This window comes from Streptomyces pilosus (assembly GCF_014649835.1).
GTDB lineage: Bacteria > Actinomycetota > Actinomycetes > Streptomycetales > Streptomycetaceae > Streptomyces > Streptomyces pilosus.
This window is the reverse complement of sequence record NZ_BMTU01000011.1, coordinates 34,583-48,230: the sequence shown is the minus strand read 5'-3', so window position 1 is coordinate 48,230 and position 13,648 is coordinate 34,583. Positions and strand designations below refer to the sequence as shown.

General features: G+C 73.6%; 13 protein-coding genes. 6 read left to right on the top strand and 7 right to left on the bottom strand.

From position 1 onward, the window contains the following. Nucleotide 1: 1 nt before the first annotated feature. Complete coding sequence (locus IE118_RS24440; protein WP_189560188.1) at nucleotides 2-1,174, top strand: acyl-CoA dehydrogenase family protein; 1,173 nt, start codon at nucleotides 2-4, stop codon at nucleotides 1,172-1,174. 79 nt (nucleotides 1,175-1,253) lie between these two features. Here IE118_RS24440 and IE118_RS24435 read toward each other — a convergent pair whose 3' ends face one another. Next, nucleotides 1,254-1,688: a hypothetical protein gene (locus IE118_RS24435; RefSeq protein WP_189560187.1), complete on the bottom strand. Its 435-nt coding sequence runs from the start codon at nucleotides 1,686-1,688 to the stop codon at nucleotides 1,254-1,256. Nucleotides 1,689-1,903: 215 nt separating this feature from the next. Between IE118_RS24435 and IE118_RS24430 the strand changes: the two genes are divergently transcribed. From IE118_RS24430 to fxsA, 4 genes are all read left to right on the top strand, one after another. Continuing rightward, nucleotides 1,904-2,344 (top strand): Lrp/AsnC family transcriptional regulator, encoded by a 441-nt coding sequence (locus tag IE118_RS24430; protein ID WP_189560186.1) that lies wholly within the window; start codon nucleotides 1,904-1,906, stop codon nucleotides 2,342-2,344. A 133-nt stretch (nucleotides 2,345-2,477) separates the two neighbouring features. Beyond that, nucleotides 2,478-4,082 (top strand): amidohydrolase, encoded by a 1,605-nt coding sequence (locus IE118_RS24425; RefSeq protein WP_189560185.1) that lies wholly within the window; start codon nucleotides 2,478-2,480, stop codon nucleotides 4,080-4,082. Nucleotides 4,083-4,629: 547 nt separating this feature from the next. Then, the gene (locus IE118_RS24420; protein ID WP_189560184.1) at nucleotides 4,630-5,457 is read left to right on the top strand and encodes a polyprenol monophosphomannose synthase; all 828 of its coding nucleotides are present in this window, start codon (nucleotides 4,630-4,632) and stop codon (nucleotides 5,455-5,457) included. 69 nt (nucleotides 5,458-5,526) lie between these two features. Next, nucleotides 5,527-6,111: an FxsA family membrane protein gene (gene fxsA / locus IE118_RS24415; RefSeq protein WP_189560183.1), complete on the top strand. Its 585-nt coding sequence runs from the start codon at nucleotides 5,527-5,529 to the stop codon at nucleotides 6,109-6,111. 129 nt (nucleotides 6,112-6,240) lie between these two features. Here the strand turns inward: fxsA and IE118_RS24410 are convergent, their stop codons facing one another. From IE118_RS24410 to yczE, 4 genes are all read right to left on the bottom strand, one after another. Next, nucleotides 6,241-6,615 carry an RNA polymerase-binding protein RbpA gene (locus tag IE118_RS24410; RefSeq protein ID WP_003977404.1) on the bottom strand — a complete coding sequence of 125 codons (375 nt, stop codon included), beginning with the start codon at nucleotides 6,613-6,615 and terminating at the stop codon, nucleotides 6,241-6,243. Between the two features lie 278 nt (nucleotides 6,616-6,893). Then, complete coding sequence (locus IE118_RS24405; RefSeq protein ID WP_189560182.1) at nucleotides 6,894-8,249, bottom strand: MFS transporter; 1,356 nt, start codon at nucleotides 8,247-8,249, stop codon at nucleotides 6,894-6,896. Between the two features lie 48 nt (nucleotides 8,250-8,297). Next, the gene (locus tag IE118_RS24400; protein WP_189560181.1) at nucleotides 8,298-9,065 is read right to left on the bottom strand and encodes a glycerophosphodiester phosphodiesterase family protein; all 768 of its coding nucleotides are present in this window, start codon (nucleotides 9,063-9,065) and stop codon (nucleotides 8,298-8,300) included. Beyond that, nucleotides 9,062-9,727 carry a membrane protein YczE gene (gene yczE / locus IE118_RS24395; protein ID WP_189560180.1) on the bottom strand — a complete coding sequence of 222 codons (666 nt, stop codon included), beginning with the start codon at nucleotides 9,725-9,727 and terminating at the stop codon, nucleotides 9,062-9,064. The genes IE118_RS24400 and yczE overlap by 4 nt, the downstream gene beginning before the upstream one ends. A 99-nt stretch (nucleotides 9,728-9,826) precedes the next feature. Here yczE and IE118_RS24390 point away from each other — a divergent pair, with 99 nt between their 5' ends. Continuing rightward, the gene (locus IE118_RS24390) at nucleotides 9,827-11,326 is read left to right on the top strand and encodes an SCO1417 family PLP biosynthesis transcription factor (RefSeq protein WP_189560179.1); all 1,500 of its coding nucleotides are present in this window, start codon (nucleotides 9,827-9,829) and stop codon (nucleotides 11,324-11,326) included. A 78-nt stretch (nucleotides 11,327-11,404) separates the two neighbouring features. Here IE118_RS24390 and IE118_RS24385 read toward each other — a convergent pair whose 3' ends face one another. Both IE118_RS24385 and IE118_RS24380 read right to left on the bottom strand, forming a co-directional pair. After that, nucleotides 11,405-13,159, bottom strand: coding sequence for a P-loop NTPase family protein (locus IE118_RS24385; protein WP_189560178.1), 1,755 nt, complete (start codon nucleotides 13,157-13,159; stop codon nucleotides 11,405-11,407). A 54-nt stretch (nucleotides 13,160-13,213) separates the two neighbouring features. Continuing rightward, nucleotides 13,214-13,408: a hypothetical protein gene (locus tag IE118_RS24380; protein ID WP_030832645.1), complete on the bottom strand. Its 195-nt coding sequence runs from the start codon at nucleotides 13,406-13,408 to the stop codon at nucleotides 13,214-13,216. Between the last annotated feature and the right edge of the window lie 240 nt (nucleotides 13,409-13,648).

Below are 13,648 nucleotides of genomic sequence, written 5' to 3'. Positions count from 1 at the left end.
CATGCCCGACCGCGCCCCGCAGCCGGTGGACCGGCAACTGCCCACGGACGAGGCCAGGGACCTCATCTCGCTCGTCCGCGACATCGCCCAGCGCGAGATCGCCCCGCGGGCGGCCGAGGAGGAGGACGCCGGACGCTTCCCGCGCGAACTCTTCACCCTCCTCTCCGAGTCCGGCCTGCTCGGCCTGCCCTACGACTCCGAGTACGGCGGCGGCGAGCAGCCCTACGAGGTCTACCTCCAGGTGCTCGAGGAGCTCGCCACGGCCCGCCTCACCGTCGGCCTGGGCGTCAGCGTGCACACCCTGGCCTCCTACGCGCTCGCCGCCTACGGCACCAAGGAGCAGCAGGTCGAACACCTGCCCGCGATGCTGGGCGGCGGTCTGCTCGGCGCCTACTGCCTCTCCGAGCCCGCCTCGGGATCGGACGCGGCGTCCCTGCGCACCAGGGCGGTGCGCGACGGCGACGACTGGGTGATCACCGGCACCAAGGCATGGATCACGCACGGCGGTGTCGCCGACTTCTGCACGGTCATGGCCCGCACCGGCGAGGAGGGCCCGCGCGGGATCACCGCGTTCCTGGTGCCCGGCGACGCCGAGGGGCTGAGCGCCGCCCTGCCCGAGAAGAAGATGGGCATGAAGGGCTCGCCCACCGCCCAGCTCCACTTCGACGGCGTCCGGGTGCCCGACGCGCGGCGCGTCGGGGAGGAGGGGCAGGGCTTCGCGATCGCCCTGGCGGCGCTCGACGGCGGCCGGCTCGGCATCGCCGCCTGCGCCATCGGCCTGGCCCAGGCGGCGCTCGACGAGGCGCTCGGCTACGCGGCCGAGCGGCGGCAGTTCGGCAAGCCGATCGCCGACTTCCAGGGGCTGCGCTTCATGATCGCCGACATGGCCACGCAGATCGAGGCGGGACGCGCGCTGTACCTGGCGGCGGCCCGGCTGCGCGACGCGGGACGGCCGTACGCCAAGCAGGCGGCCATGGCGAAGCTGCACTGCACCGACACCGCGATGCGGGTCACGACCGACGCCGTGCAGATCCTCGGCGGTTACGGCTACACCGCGGACTTCCCGGCCGAGCGGTACATGCGCGAGGCCAAGGTGCTGCAGATCGTCGAAGGCACCAACCAGATCCAGCGGATGGTCATCGCCCGCCACCTCGCGGGGCCGGAAACCCGCTGAACCGGTCGCCGGCGCGCGGGCAGGACGCCGACGCGGGGGTGAGGGGGGCGGACCGCCCGCCCCTCACCCCCGCGGGTGCTCAGGCGGCGTGGCGCCGCATCGACGGGACCCTCATGGGACGCGAGCCCGGGCCGCCGACGTGCGAGAAGGGCTGGGTGCGCCAGTCGAGCCCCTGAGGGAGCGTCAACAGCAGCGCGGTGTCCTGCTCCTGCGGCTCGAAGGACTCGTCCGCGGGCCGGGCCTCGGAGGCCGGACGGCCGGTGCCGGCACACACCGTGAGCCCGAACGGGTTCCACGGGGAGGCGCACAGCGCGTGCTCCGGCAGGACGTCCTCGTCCGCCAGCAGGGCGATCGGCTGCGCGCAGTCCGGGCAGATCACCCGGTACATCTCGAACGTGTCGTACGCGTCGGGTTCGTCGTCCGGGGTGTCGGACTCGACGTACTCCGGCTCGGGCACGACGACCGGCTGCTGCCGCCTGGCCGTGGTACGACCAGGGCGCTTAAGACTCTGCATTGGGTTCTCCCCCTCGGGCTGGGCCGTGACGGCGCTGCGGCCTCGACCACAGCAAGCACTTCCCGTCGCCCCAGGGGCGTAATCACGGGAACATCACGGAGACGGCCCAAAGGCTGTGGCGTTCGTCACATGCCCTTCGCGGTTGCCCGGTAGGGCGGCACCACCGCCCCCGTCCAGGTATCCGGGACGATCAAGCGCCCTGTAGGTTCTGCGCCATGGAGGAGCTGGACCGACAGATCGTGCAGCTGCTCGTCAAGGACGGGCGGATGAGCTACACAGACCTGGGCAAGGCCACGGGTCTGTCCACGTCGGCCGTGCACCAGCGGGTGCGCAGGCTGGAACAGCGCGGTGTCATCCGCGGTTACGCCGCGGTGGTCGACCCGGAGGCCGTGGGGCTGCCCATCACGGCCTTCATCTCGGTCAAACCCTTCGACCCCAGTGCCCCCGACGACATCGCGGACCGCCTCGCCGGCGTCCCCGAGATCGAGGCCTGCCACAGCGTCGCGGGCGACGAGAACTACATCCTCAAGGTGCGCGTGTCCACACCGCACGAACTGGAGGAACTCCTCGCCCGCGTACGCTCCCTGGCCGGCGTCTCGACCCGCACGACGGTCGTCCTGTCCACCCCGTACGAGGCCCGCCCGCCCCGCGTCTGAACGGGCGGCCGGACACACCGCCCGTGCGGCCGGCCGGCCGCACGGAACCACGGCCCCCGTGCGCCCGGCGGGCGTGCCCCGGGAACCGGACCTGCGTGCCGCCCGCCCGGGCCGACGCGCGAGACTGTGGGACATGAGTGAACGTACCGTCCCGTCGCACACCGTCCTGCTCCGTCGCGGAGAGGTGCACAGTCCCGCCGATCCCTTCGCGACCGCGATGGTCGTCGAGCGCGGTCAGGTCGCCTGGGTCGGCTCCGAAGGCGCCGCCGACGCCTTCGCGGACGGGGTCGACGAGGTGGTCGACCTCGACGGGGCGCTGGTCACCCCCGCGTTCACCGACGCGCACGTGCACACCACGGCCACCGGACTCGCCCTCACCGGCCTCGACCTCTCCACCGCCCCCTCGCTGGAGGCGGCACTGACCCGCGTACGGGAGTTCGCCGCCACCCGCCCCGACGACCGGGTCCTGCTCGGCCACGGCTGGGACGCCGCCCGCTGGCCCGGCGGCCGGGCCCCGTCCCGCGCGGAGCTCGACGAGGCCACCGGCGGCCGCCCCCTCTACCTGAGCCGGATCGACGTCCACTCCGCGGTCGTCACCACCGCGCTGCTCGACCTGCTCCCGGGCGGGACCGCGCGCGAGGACGGCCCGCTCACCGGGGACGCCCACCACGCGGTGCGCGCCGCCGCCCTGGACGCCGTCACACCGGCCCAGCGTGCCGCGGCCCAGCGGGCCGCCCTCGCCCACGCCGCCTCCCTCGGCATCGGCACGGTCCACGAGTGCGGCGGCCCGGAGATCTCCTCCGAGGACGACTTCACCGGCCTGCTGCGGCTCGCCGCGCAGGAGAGCGGCCCGCGCGTGGTCGGCTACTGGGCCGAGCAGGACGTCGCCAAGGCCCGCGAGCTGGGCGCGACCGGCGCCGCGGGGGACCTGTTCGCCGACGGCGCGCTCGGCTCGCACACCGCCTGCCTGCACGAGCCCTACGCCGACGCGGGTCACACCGGCACGGCCCACCTGGACGCGGCCGCCGTGGCCGCCCATGTCGCCGCCTGCACCGAGGCCGGTCTCCAGGCGGGCTTCCACGCCATCGGCGACGCCGCGCTGAGTGCCGTCGTGGACGGCGTGCGCGCCGCCGCCGAGCGGCTCGGCCTCGCCCGGGTGCGCGCCGCGCGGCACCGTGTGGAGCACGCCGAGATGCTCACCCCCGACACCGTGGCCGCCTTCGCCGAGCTCGGTCTGACCGCCTCCGTGCAGCCGGCCTTCGACGCCCTGTGGGGCGGCGAGGAGGGCATGTACGCCCGGCGTCTCGGCCGGGAGCGGGCCCGCTCCCTGAATCCGTTCGCGGCACTGCTGCGCGCCGGTGTGCCGCTCGCCTTCGGTTCCGACAGCCCGGTCACCCCCCTCGACCCGTGGGGCACCGTCCGCGCCGCCGCCTTCCACCACACCCCGGAGCACCGCGTCTCCGTCCGCGCCGCCTTCACCGCCCACACGCGCGGCGGCTGGCGGGCCGTCGGCCGCGACGACGCGGGCGTCCTGGTGCCCGGCGCGCCCGCCGACTACGCCGTCTGGCGTACCGGTGAACTCGTCGTGCAGGCGCCGGACGACCGGGTGGCGCGCTGGTCCACCGACCCCCGCTCCGGCACCCCGGGTCTGCCCGACCTCACTCCGGGCCGTGACCTGCCCGTCTGTCTGCGCACGGTGGTCGGCGGCCGCACCGTCTTCGTACGGCCGGGCGAGTGATCTACGGCACGGGCGCGGTAGTGATCTTGTATCGGGCCCCCGTCTCGCGACCTGCGCATCCTCGCCGCTGACCAGGCATTTGGTCCGCAATACGCAGGTCGAACGACTGTTGACAGGCGGCGGCGGGGGGCCGGTAGGTTCGGCCGGGTCCACCACCGGACGCCCGCCCGGAGAACGTCCGGCCACTCGCGTCAGCGCCGCTGGGTCAGGGACGGTGTGCCGCACCGGGGCACCGCCACTGGGAGCCAGGCTCAGCGCCGGCGCAGGACCGAGGGACGTTCCAGCCGGTCGGGGAGGTGTGACCCCGGGTGGGGCCCGGGCGCTCAGTAGACAACGGCTTCAGGTCGATCCGCAGCCGGCGGATCCCAGGCCGGCCCGAAGGGCGCCGGGCCCCCATCCGCCGCCGTACCCGCCCCGCAGCACGGCACAGAAGCGGATGACTACCCGATCTTCGGAAAACGACACCACCATACGAACGTCCTGTCACGTCGGCGCAGGCCCCGACGACTATGGTGGGACCCTGCGCACAGGACACGAAGGGGCAGCAGTGAACGACGGCGAGGGGACCTCCGAAGCGGGATCCCGGGGGCGGAACTTCGGCCCGCTCGGCATGGCTCTGGTGATCATCCCGACCTACAACGAGGCGGAGAACATCAAGGCCATCGTCGGCCGGGTGCGCAAGGCCGTCCCCGAGGCACACGTGCTCGTGGCCGACGACAACAGCCCCGACGGCACCGGCAAGCTCGCCGACGAACTGGCCGCCACGGACGACCACGTGCGGGTGCTGCACCGCAAGGGCAAGGAAGGCCTGGGTGCGGCCTACCTCGCGGGCTTCCGCTGGGGCATGGAGCACGGCTACGACGTGCTGGTCGAGATGGACGCCGACGGCTCCCACCAGCCCGAGGAACTGCCCCGCCTGCTCACCGCGCTCAAAGGCGCCGACCTGGTGCTCGGCTCGCGCTGGGTGCCGGGCGGCCGGGTGGTGAACTGGCCGAAGTCCCGCGAGTTCATCTCGCGCGGCGGCAGTCTCTACTCGCGCGTGGCGCTCGATCTGCCGCTGCGTGACATCACCGGCGGGTTCCGGGCCTTCCGCGCCGCGACCCTGAGGGGCCTGGGCCTGGAGGACGTGGCCTCCCAGGGGTACTGCTTCCAGGTCGACCTGGCCCGCCGCGCGGTCAAGGCCGGCTACCACGTGGTCGAGGTCCCCATCACCTTCGTCGAACGCGAACTCGGTGACTCCAAGATGAGCCGCGACATCCTCGTCGAGGCGCTGTGGCGGGTCACCGCGTGGGGCGTGGGGGAGCGCGTCGGCAAGGTCCTGGGGCGCGGCGACGACAAGCAGCCCGCCCCCGGCGTGAAGCAGCCCGAGGCGTAGGCGGCCGCCGGCCGGCCGCTCCTCACCCCGCTTATCCCGCCCTGAGCCGGGCCCAGGCACACTGGGGGTATGACGACTGGCGCTCAGACCCCGCAACCCGTCCGGCCCCGGCGCTCCCGGGTGCGCGGCTTCCTGCCGCTGGCCGTCGCCGCGTGGCTCGTCCTGGAGATCTGGCTGCTGACCGTGGTCGCCGGCGCGTCGAACGGCCTCGTGGTCTTCCTGGTGCTGGTGGGCGGTGTCGTCCTCGGCTCGGTCGTCATCAAGCGGGCCGGCCGGCGGGCCTTCAAGAACCTCACCGAGACACTGCAACAGCAGCAGGGCGGCACGGTGACGCCCGGGCCCCGACCCAACAGCGAGGGCAACGGCCTCATGATGCTGGGCGGCCTGCTGCTGATCATCCCCGGTCTCGTCTCGGACGCGCTGGGACTGCTCCTGCTGGTGCCGCCGGTCCAGAAGGCCGTCAGCCGCCAGGCCGAGCGCACCCTCGAGCGCAAGCTCCGCGAGGCCGCGCACGGTTCGCTGGGCGGTGCCTTCCAGCAGGTGCGCATCCACCGGCCCGACGGCAAGGTCGTCCAGGGCGAGGTCATCCGCGACGAGCCCGGGACCACGCCCGGTGACACGCCGCAGGGCCCGCCCCCGCCGCTGACGCGGTAGGGCCGTCGCCCCGCCGCTGCCGCCCACCGGCGGCAGCGGACACGGACAGGGCCGTGGGCGCCGTACGAGTACGGCGCCCACGGCCCTGTCCGCTGTGCGTGTGTGTGTCTCCGCCCGGTCCCGGCGGGATCAAGCCGACTTTCGGCTGTCCCGGGGGTGAACCGCGATGTTCATCGCGCCGGAGCGCAGAACGGCGAGACGCTCCTCGAGGACCTCTTCGAGTTCCTCTCGGGTGCGCCGCTCCATCAACATGTCCCAATGCGTACGCGCGGGCTTGGCCTTCTTCTCCTCGGGGCCGTCGCCGTCCACCAGGAGTGCCTGGGCACCGCAGACCTTGCACTCCCACTCCGGCGGGATCTCCGCCTCGACCGAGAAGGGCATCTCGAAGCGGTGCCCCTTCTCGCATGCGTACTCCACGGCCTGGCGCGGGGCCAGGTCGATGCCGCGGTCCGTCTCGTAGCTGGTCACCACGAGGCGCGTGCCGCGAAGAGCTCGCTCACTCATGAATCGTGCCTCCCGGGCTTGTCGCCCACAGGACAGGTGTCGCTGTCGTCGTCATCCGGTCAACGTCCGGTCGGCGGTAAAGATTCCCGTTCCGTGTCCCGTCCCGGGTCTGCGTCGCCGTCGTAGCCGCAGCCTTGTTCAACCATTGCAGTACCCACCGACGCCCGGTTTGTCACCTCTGCTAGTAGATGTGACGCAGCGTTTCGGCATCTTTGACGCGCAGTAACGGTACGTCTGGCAGGCCAAACGCGTACACTACCGCCCTTTCGTGCCGAGTGCTAAATCCGTTCGGGAACGGGGTTGCCCGCGTCGGCGATCGCCCGCCGCACCGGCACCCGGGCGAGCAGCAGGAACCCGAGGACGAAGAAGCCCACCAGGGAGATGATCGCGTCCCGGTAACTGCCCGTGAGCTGGTAGGTGAGCCCGAAGAGCAGCGGCCCGAGCCAGCTCATCCCGCGGTCGCTGATCTCGTACGCCGAGAAGTACTCGGCCTCCTTGCCCGGCGGCACCAGGTGGGAGAAGAGCGAGCGGGACAGCGCCTGGCTGCCGCCGAGGACCAGCCCGATCCCGGCCGCCAGCACGAAGAACCACACCGGGGCCCCGGCCGGCAGGAAGTACCCGGCGCCCAGGGTCACGGTCCAGGCGACCAGGGAGCCGAGGATCGTCCGCTTCGCCCCGTACCGCCGCGCCAGCCGGCCCAGTGCCAGCGCGCCCGCCACCGCCAGGACCTGCACCAGCAGCACGGCCACGATCAGCGTCGACTGCCCGAGCCCCAGTTCCTTCGAGCCGTACACCGAGGCCTGGGAGATCACGGTCTGGATGCCGTCGTTGTAGACCAGGTACGCCAGCAGGAAGGCGAGCGTCAGCGGATGCCGGCGCATGTCGCGGAGGGTCGCCGCGAGCCGCCGGAACCCCGGCAGGGCACCCTTGCCGGCCTCCCGCACCGGAGCACGGCGGTCGCGCAGCCGGCGCAGGGGGATCAGCGCGAAGGCTCCCCACCACAGGCCGGCCGAGGCCAGGCAGATGCGCACCGCCGTGCCCTCGGAGACACCGAAGCTCTCGTGACCGGTGTAGAGGACCAGGTTCAGGACCAGGACCAGGGCCCCGGCCGCGTACCCGAACGCCCAGCCGCGCGAGGAGACCGCGTCGCGCTCCTCCGGCGGTGCGATCTGCGGCAGGTAGGCGTTGTAGAGCATCATCGCCACGGACTGCGCCGCGTTCGCGACCACCAGCAGCAGACCGCCGAGCAGATAGCGCTCGCCGTCCAGGAAGAACATGCCCGCCGTGGCGGCGGCCCCGGTGTACGCGGCGGCCGCGAGCAACGGCTTCTTGCGCCCGGTGCGGTCGGCCGCGGCGCCCACCAGCGGCATCACCAGCACGGCCAGGACCACCGACAGGGAGATCGCGTAGGCGAAGAAGGACCCCGCGCGCACCGGTACGCCCAGCGGGTGCACGAACCCCTCCGCGTCGGCCGCCGCCTCGGCGACCGACGTCAGATAGGGGCCGAGGAACACGGTGACCACGCTCGTGGAGTACACGGAGCAGGCCCAGTCGTAGAAGTACCAGCCGCGCTGCTGGCGCCTGAGGTCGGCGGCCTCGTTCCCCGCCGCCGACCGCACGGTGTCGGTGTCCACCCGTGCCCTCGCTTCCCCGTGAACGCGCGGAGACGACGGCGCGGGGTCTCAGACCCAGATGCCGCGGTCCTCCATGACCTCGCGCAGTGTGTCGATGTGATCGGTCATGATGCCATCGACCTCCAGGTCCAGGAGCCGGTGGATCCGCTCCGGCTCGTTGACCGTCCACACGTGCACCTGGAGCCCGCACGCGTGGGCGGCCCGCACGAAACGGCGGTCGACCACCCGGACGCCCGACTGCTCCTCCGGGACCTGGGCGGCGACGGCCGACCGGCGCACCGCGGCCGGCAGCCCCCACGACCGCAGCCGCAGACCCAGCACGCCGCGGATGCCGTACGACGTGGCCAGTCTCGGGCCCGCCAGGCGCTGCGCGCGGACCACGCGGGCCTCGGAGAACGAGCCGAGACAGATCCGGTCCCAGGCGCCGGTGCGCTCGATCAGGTCCAGCAGCGGCAGCAGGGCCTCCTCGGCCTTCACGTCGACGTTCCACCGCACCCCGGGGAACGTCTCCAGCAGCTCCTCGAACAGCGGGACGGGCTCCTCGCCGGCGACGCGCGCCTGCTCCACGTCGCGCCACGGCAGGTCGGCGATCCGGCCGGCACCGTCCGTCACCCGGTCCAGGGTGGTGTCGTGGAAGGCGACGAGCCGCCCGTCGCGGGTGGCGTGCACATCGGTCTCGATGTACCGGTAGCCGGTCTCGACGGCGCACCGGAACTGCCGCACGGTGTTCTCCAGGCCGTCCGCCGCCCCGCCCCGGTGGGCGAAGGCGATCGGGCCGGGATGGTCGAGGTAGGGGTGGCGTATCCGCGGGGTCACGGACGCAGTATCGCCCCTCGCGGCCGGCCGGCGGCAACGACCGTGCCGCCCCCGGACGCCGGGGGAACGGCGAAGAGACGCAGGAACAGCTGGGCCAGCGGTCCGATCGTCACCGCGTAGAGCAGCGTGCCCGCACCCACGGTGCCGCCGAGCACGAAGCCCGTGGCCACCACCGTGATCTCGATGGCGGTGCGGACCACACGGACCGAGATCCCCGTGCGCCGGTGCAGCCCCGTCATCAGCCCGTCGCGGGGGCCCGGACCGAAGCGCGCCGCGATGTACAGGCCGGTCGCCGCGCCGTTCAGCACGATCCCCGCCGCCATCAGCGGCACGCGCACCGCCATCCCGTGCGCGTCCGGCACCACGGCCAGCGTCGCGTCCATCGCCGCGCCGATCACCAGCACGTTCGAGACCGTGCCCAGCCCCGGCCGCTGCCGCAGCGGGATCCACAGCAGCAGCACCAGGGCGCCCACGGCGGTGAGCACCACGCCCATCGACAGCCCCGTGCGCTCGGACAGGCCCTGGTGCAGCACGTTCCACGGCTCCAGGCCGAGCCCCGACCGCACCAGCAGCGCCGAGCTCGCCCCGTACAGCGCCAGTCCGGCGTAGAGCTGGAACAGCCGGCGTGCGAGATGCCCCTGCCGGGACGAGTTCCTGGCCAAGACGTGCCCCCTGTGGTGGAAGTGGACCGACGCATGACACCCTGGGGTTCGACTGGTCACGTCATCCATGGCCAATCCGCGGAAGGTGGACTGATTCCTGTGGCGCAGTGGACCTCGGCAGTGGGGGCGGCGCAACTGGCCCGCCAGCTCGGCTCCCAGCAGGACCGCCCGGCCGGCCCGGGGACCCGGCGCCCGCCCGCCTACCGCGCGCTCGCCGACGGCATCCGGCTGCTGGTGCTCGAGGGACGCGTCCCGGTCGCCGCGCGGCTGCCCGCCGAGCGCGAACTGGCGCTCGCCCTGTCCGTCAGCCGCACCACCGTCGCCGCCGCCTACGAGGCGCTGCGCGCCGAGGGCTTCCTGGAGTCCCGGCGCGGCGCGGGGAGCTGGACCGCGGTCCCGGCCGGCAACCCCGTCCCCGCGCGAGGACTGGAACCGCTGCCGCCCGAGGCCCTCGGCTCGATGATCGACCTCGGCTGTGCGGCGCTGCCCGCCCCCGAACCGTGGCTCACCCGGGCCGTCCAGGGCGCTCTGGAGGAGCTTCCGCCGTACGCGCACACCCACGGCGACTACCCCGCCGGGCTGCCCGCCCTGCGGTCGATGATCGCGGACCGCTACACCGCGCGGGGCATCCCGACCATGCCCGAGCAGATCATGGTGACGACGGGCGCCATGGGTGCCATCGACGCCATCTGCCACCTCTTCGGCGGACGCGGCGAACGCATCGCCGTCGAGTCCCCCTCCTACGCCAACATCCTCCAGCTGATGCGGGAGGCCGGCGCCCGGCTCGTCCCCGTCGCCATGGCCGAGGGGCTGACCGGCTGGGACATGGACCGCTGGCGCCAGGTGCTGCGTGAGGCCGCCCCCCGGGTCGCGTACGTCGTCGCCGACTTCCACAACCCGACCGGCGCGCTCGCCGACGAGGACCAGCGGCGCCGGCTGGTGGACGCGGCCCGCTCCGCGGGGACGGTGCTGGTCGCCGACGAGACGATGAGCGAGCTGTGGCTCGACGCGGACGTGGAGATGCCGCGCGCGGTGTGCGCCTTCGACCCGGCCGGGTCCACGGTGATCACGGTCGGGTCGGCGAGCAAGGCCTTCTGGGCCGGGATGCGCATCGGCTGGGTCCGCGCGGCCCCCGACGTGATCCGCAGCCTCGTCGCGGCCCGCGCCTACGCCGACATGGGAACGCCCGTTCTCGAACAGCTCGCCGTGAACTGGCTGTTCGGGACGGGCGGCTGGGAGCAGGCGGTGGAGGTCCGGCGCGCCCAGGCCCGGCAGAACCGGGACGAGCTGGTGCGCGCGGTGCGGCGGGAGCTGCCCGGCTGGGAGTACGAGGTGCCGCGGGGCGGGCTCACCCTGTGGGTCCGCACCGGTGGCCTCTCCGGCTCCCGGCTGGCCGAGGCGGGGGAGCGGGTCGGCGTGCGGGTGCCGTCGGGGCCGCGCTTCGGGGTGGACGGCGCGTTCGAGGGGTATGTACGGCTGCCGTTCACCGTGGGCGGAGCCGTGGCCGACGAAGCCGCGGCGCGGCTGGCGGCGGCGGCCCGCATCGTCGAGTCCGGCGGCACGACCGGCACGGACGCCCCGCGCTCCTTCGTGGCGTAGCCGGTCCGCCGTGCCCGGGGCGCGGGCCGCGGTGCCGCGAGGCGCCGCTCACCGCGGCGCCCGCAGCCGGGGAGTGCGTCAGGAGGACGGCTCCGCGACCGCCGCCTGCCCGGGCGCCGGTTCCGCGCCGGCGGCCCCGGTCGCCGGCGCTTCCTCGGCCTCGGCGGCCACGGCCCCCGCGGGGACCTTCTCCGCGGGCACCTTCTCCCTGGTCATCCTCTCCACGGCGTCCTTCTCCAGCCGCACGGACCCGGGAAGGACGGCCGCCGTGTCCGCCGGCTCCGGCACCAGCAGCCCCGGCTCCTCGTCCGCCGGGGTCGTCCGCGGCGGCAGCAGGTCCAGGACCGCCTGCCGGTGGACGTCGCCGGTCGCCTCGTCGTAGGGGTCCGGGGTCGCCGGGACCTGGAGGCGGTGCACCGGGCCCGAGCCCAGGCGGGCGAATCCGCGCCCCGGCGGCACCTGGTCGAGGGGCGTGGTGTGCGGGGGCGCGCCCAGCACGCTCTGCAGTTGCTCCGCCGTCGCGGGGCCGAGCACGACCCGCGCGCGGGTGTGCTGCCGTACCGGGTCGATGAGGGACTCCAGGGCGTCGAGCTGCTCCGCGACGACCACGGTGACGTTCGCCGGCCGGCCGTGCCGCAGCGGGACCTGCAACAGGGTCTGGGGGTCCGTGCGCCCGTCCGCGGCGGCCAGGTGGGAGAACGCGGTCGGCCGGTCCAGGATCAGCCACAGGGGACGCCGGGTGTCGTCCGGCGGTGGATCGCCCGCCTGATGGGCGCGGCCGGCGGCGATCAGCCGGCGCTCCGTCTCGTGCGCGGCCCACTCCAGGCTGGTCAGCGCGCCCGTCAGCCCGCACTCGACGGCGAGCACCCCGTCCCGGCCGGTCAGGCAGGCGAACTCGCCCGTGCCGCCGCCGTCGACGATCACCACGTCGCCGTGGTGGAGGGCCTGCAGGGCGATGGAGCGCAGCAGGGTCGAGGTGCCGCTGCCCGGCTGGCCGGCTGCGAGCAGATGGGGCTCGGTGGAGCGGATGCCGGTGCGCCACACGACGGGGGGCACGTCGCGCCGCTCCTCGCCGTGGGCGCCGTGGTTGAGCGGCAGCGTCCGCTGGACGCGGATGGGGTCGGTGAAGCCCAGGACCGTCTCGCCCGGGGCCGTGACGAAGGGCTGCGCGGCGATGTCCGTGGGCAGCGGCGCGAGGACACGGACCGTCAGCTGGTTCGCCTCCTGGTCCCAGACGAAGTGGTACTCCCGGCCGCGCCCCGACTTGGCGCCGATCAGGTGCTCGATCCGCGCCCGGGACTCCGGCTCACCGTCGGTGAAGTAGGCGGGGTAGCCGATGACCAGGTGGGTGACGCGGCCGGTGCCGTCGAACTCGTACTCGGAGAGGGCCCGCTCCCAGTCCCCGCCGTGGACGTAGAGCGGCGCCGGGTCCTCGGCGGTGGAGAGGTGGGGCACCAGCGCCTCGTAGAGGGACTTCAGGCGCTGCGCCTGTGACGCGTCGGGTCCCTCCGGCGCGGCGGGGCCGCGGTCCCGGCCCTGCCAGGCCGCCGCCGCCATCAGGCTGATGACGGCGAGCAGCGGACCGTACGGTGCCAGCGCCACGACCAGCACGACCGACGCCACCAGGAAGAGCAGCGCGCCGCGTCTGTCCTTGGGGGTGTCGGCCCACCTGCGCCGCCCGGCCGAGGCCAGCCGGCGCAGACCACGCGTGATGGTGATCAGCGGGTGGAGGACATCCGTGGCGCTGTCGGCCGCCGTCCTGGCCAGCTCCCGGCTCCGGGCGAGCTGCGCGCTGCCGTTGCTGAGGATGCGGGGGAGGGGGCGCCGGGCCACTGCTGTCTCCAGAGGGGGGGTGCGTACGGGCGGGCGGGGCGTGAGGGGGGCGGGTCAGAATTTGAACCCGCCCAGGAGGCCGGCGAGGCTCTCGCCGCCCGCCTTGATGCTCGGCGCGATGGCCGTGCTGGCCAGGTAGAAGCCGAACAGCATCGCCACCAGGGCGTGCGACGCCTTCAGCCCGTCCTTGCGGAAGAAGATGAAGACGACGACGCCGAGCAGCACCACGCACGAAATCGAGATGATCATGTGAGTTCTCCTGGTTCGCGGGGACAGTCACCATGAGTACTTCCAGGATCACAGAATGTATCTATACGATAAAAGGTGCAACCGGGTGGATTCTTCGCGAAAACCCCCGGACGGGCCTGTCGTGATCTTTACCTCGGGCGGATCCGGTCATGTGCGGCGCGAGCCAGTACGCTGGCGATTCACCCGGACGGCGCTGCACCGCTCGCAGACGTCCGTTCGTTCCCCGATGCGTGAAGCACG

What these genes read in the sequence shown, in the direction of transcription:
- IE118_RS24440 (WP_189560188.1), top strand. Translation starts at nt 2, where the DNA reads ATGCCCGACCGCGCCCCGCAGCCGGTGGACCGGCAACTGCCCACGGAC.
- IE118_RS24435 (WP_189560187.1), bottom strand. Translation starts at nt 1,688, where the DNA reads ATGCAGAGTCTTAAGCGCCCTGGTCGTACCACGGCCAGGCGGCAGCAG.
- IE118_RS24430 (WP_189560186.1), top strand. Translation starts at nt 1,904, where the DNA reads ATGGAGGAGCTGGACCGACAGATCGTGCAGCTGCTCGTCAAGGACGGG.
- IE118_RS24425 (WP_189560185.1), top strand. Translation starts at nt 2,478, where the DNA reads ATGAGTGAACGTACCGTCCCGTCGCACACCGTCCTGCTCCGTCGCGGA.
- fxsA (WP_189560183.1), top strand. Translation starts at nt 5,527, where the DNA reads ATGACGACTGGCGCTCAGACCCCGCAACCCGTCCGGCCCCGGCGCTCC.
- IE118_RS24410 (WP_003977404.1), bottom strand. Translation starts at nt 6,615, where the DNA reads ATGAGTGAGCGAGCTCTTCGCGGCACGCGCCTCGTGGTGACCAGCTAC.
- IE118_RS24380 (WP_030832645.1), bottom strand. Translation starts at nt 13,408, where the DNA reads ATGATCATCTCGATTTCGTGCGTGGTGCTGCTCGGCGTCGTCGTCTTC.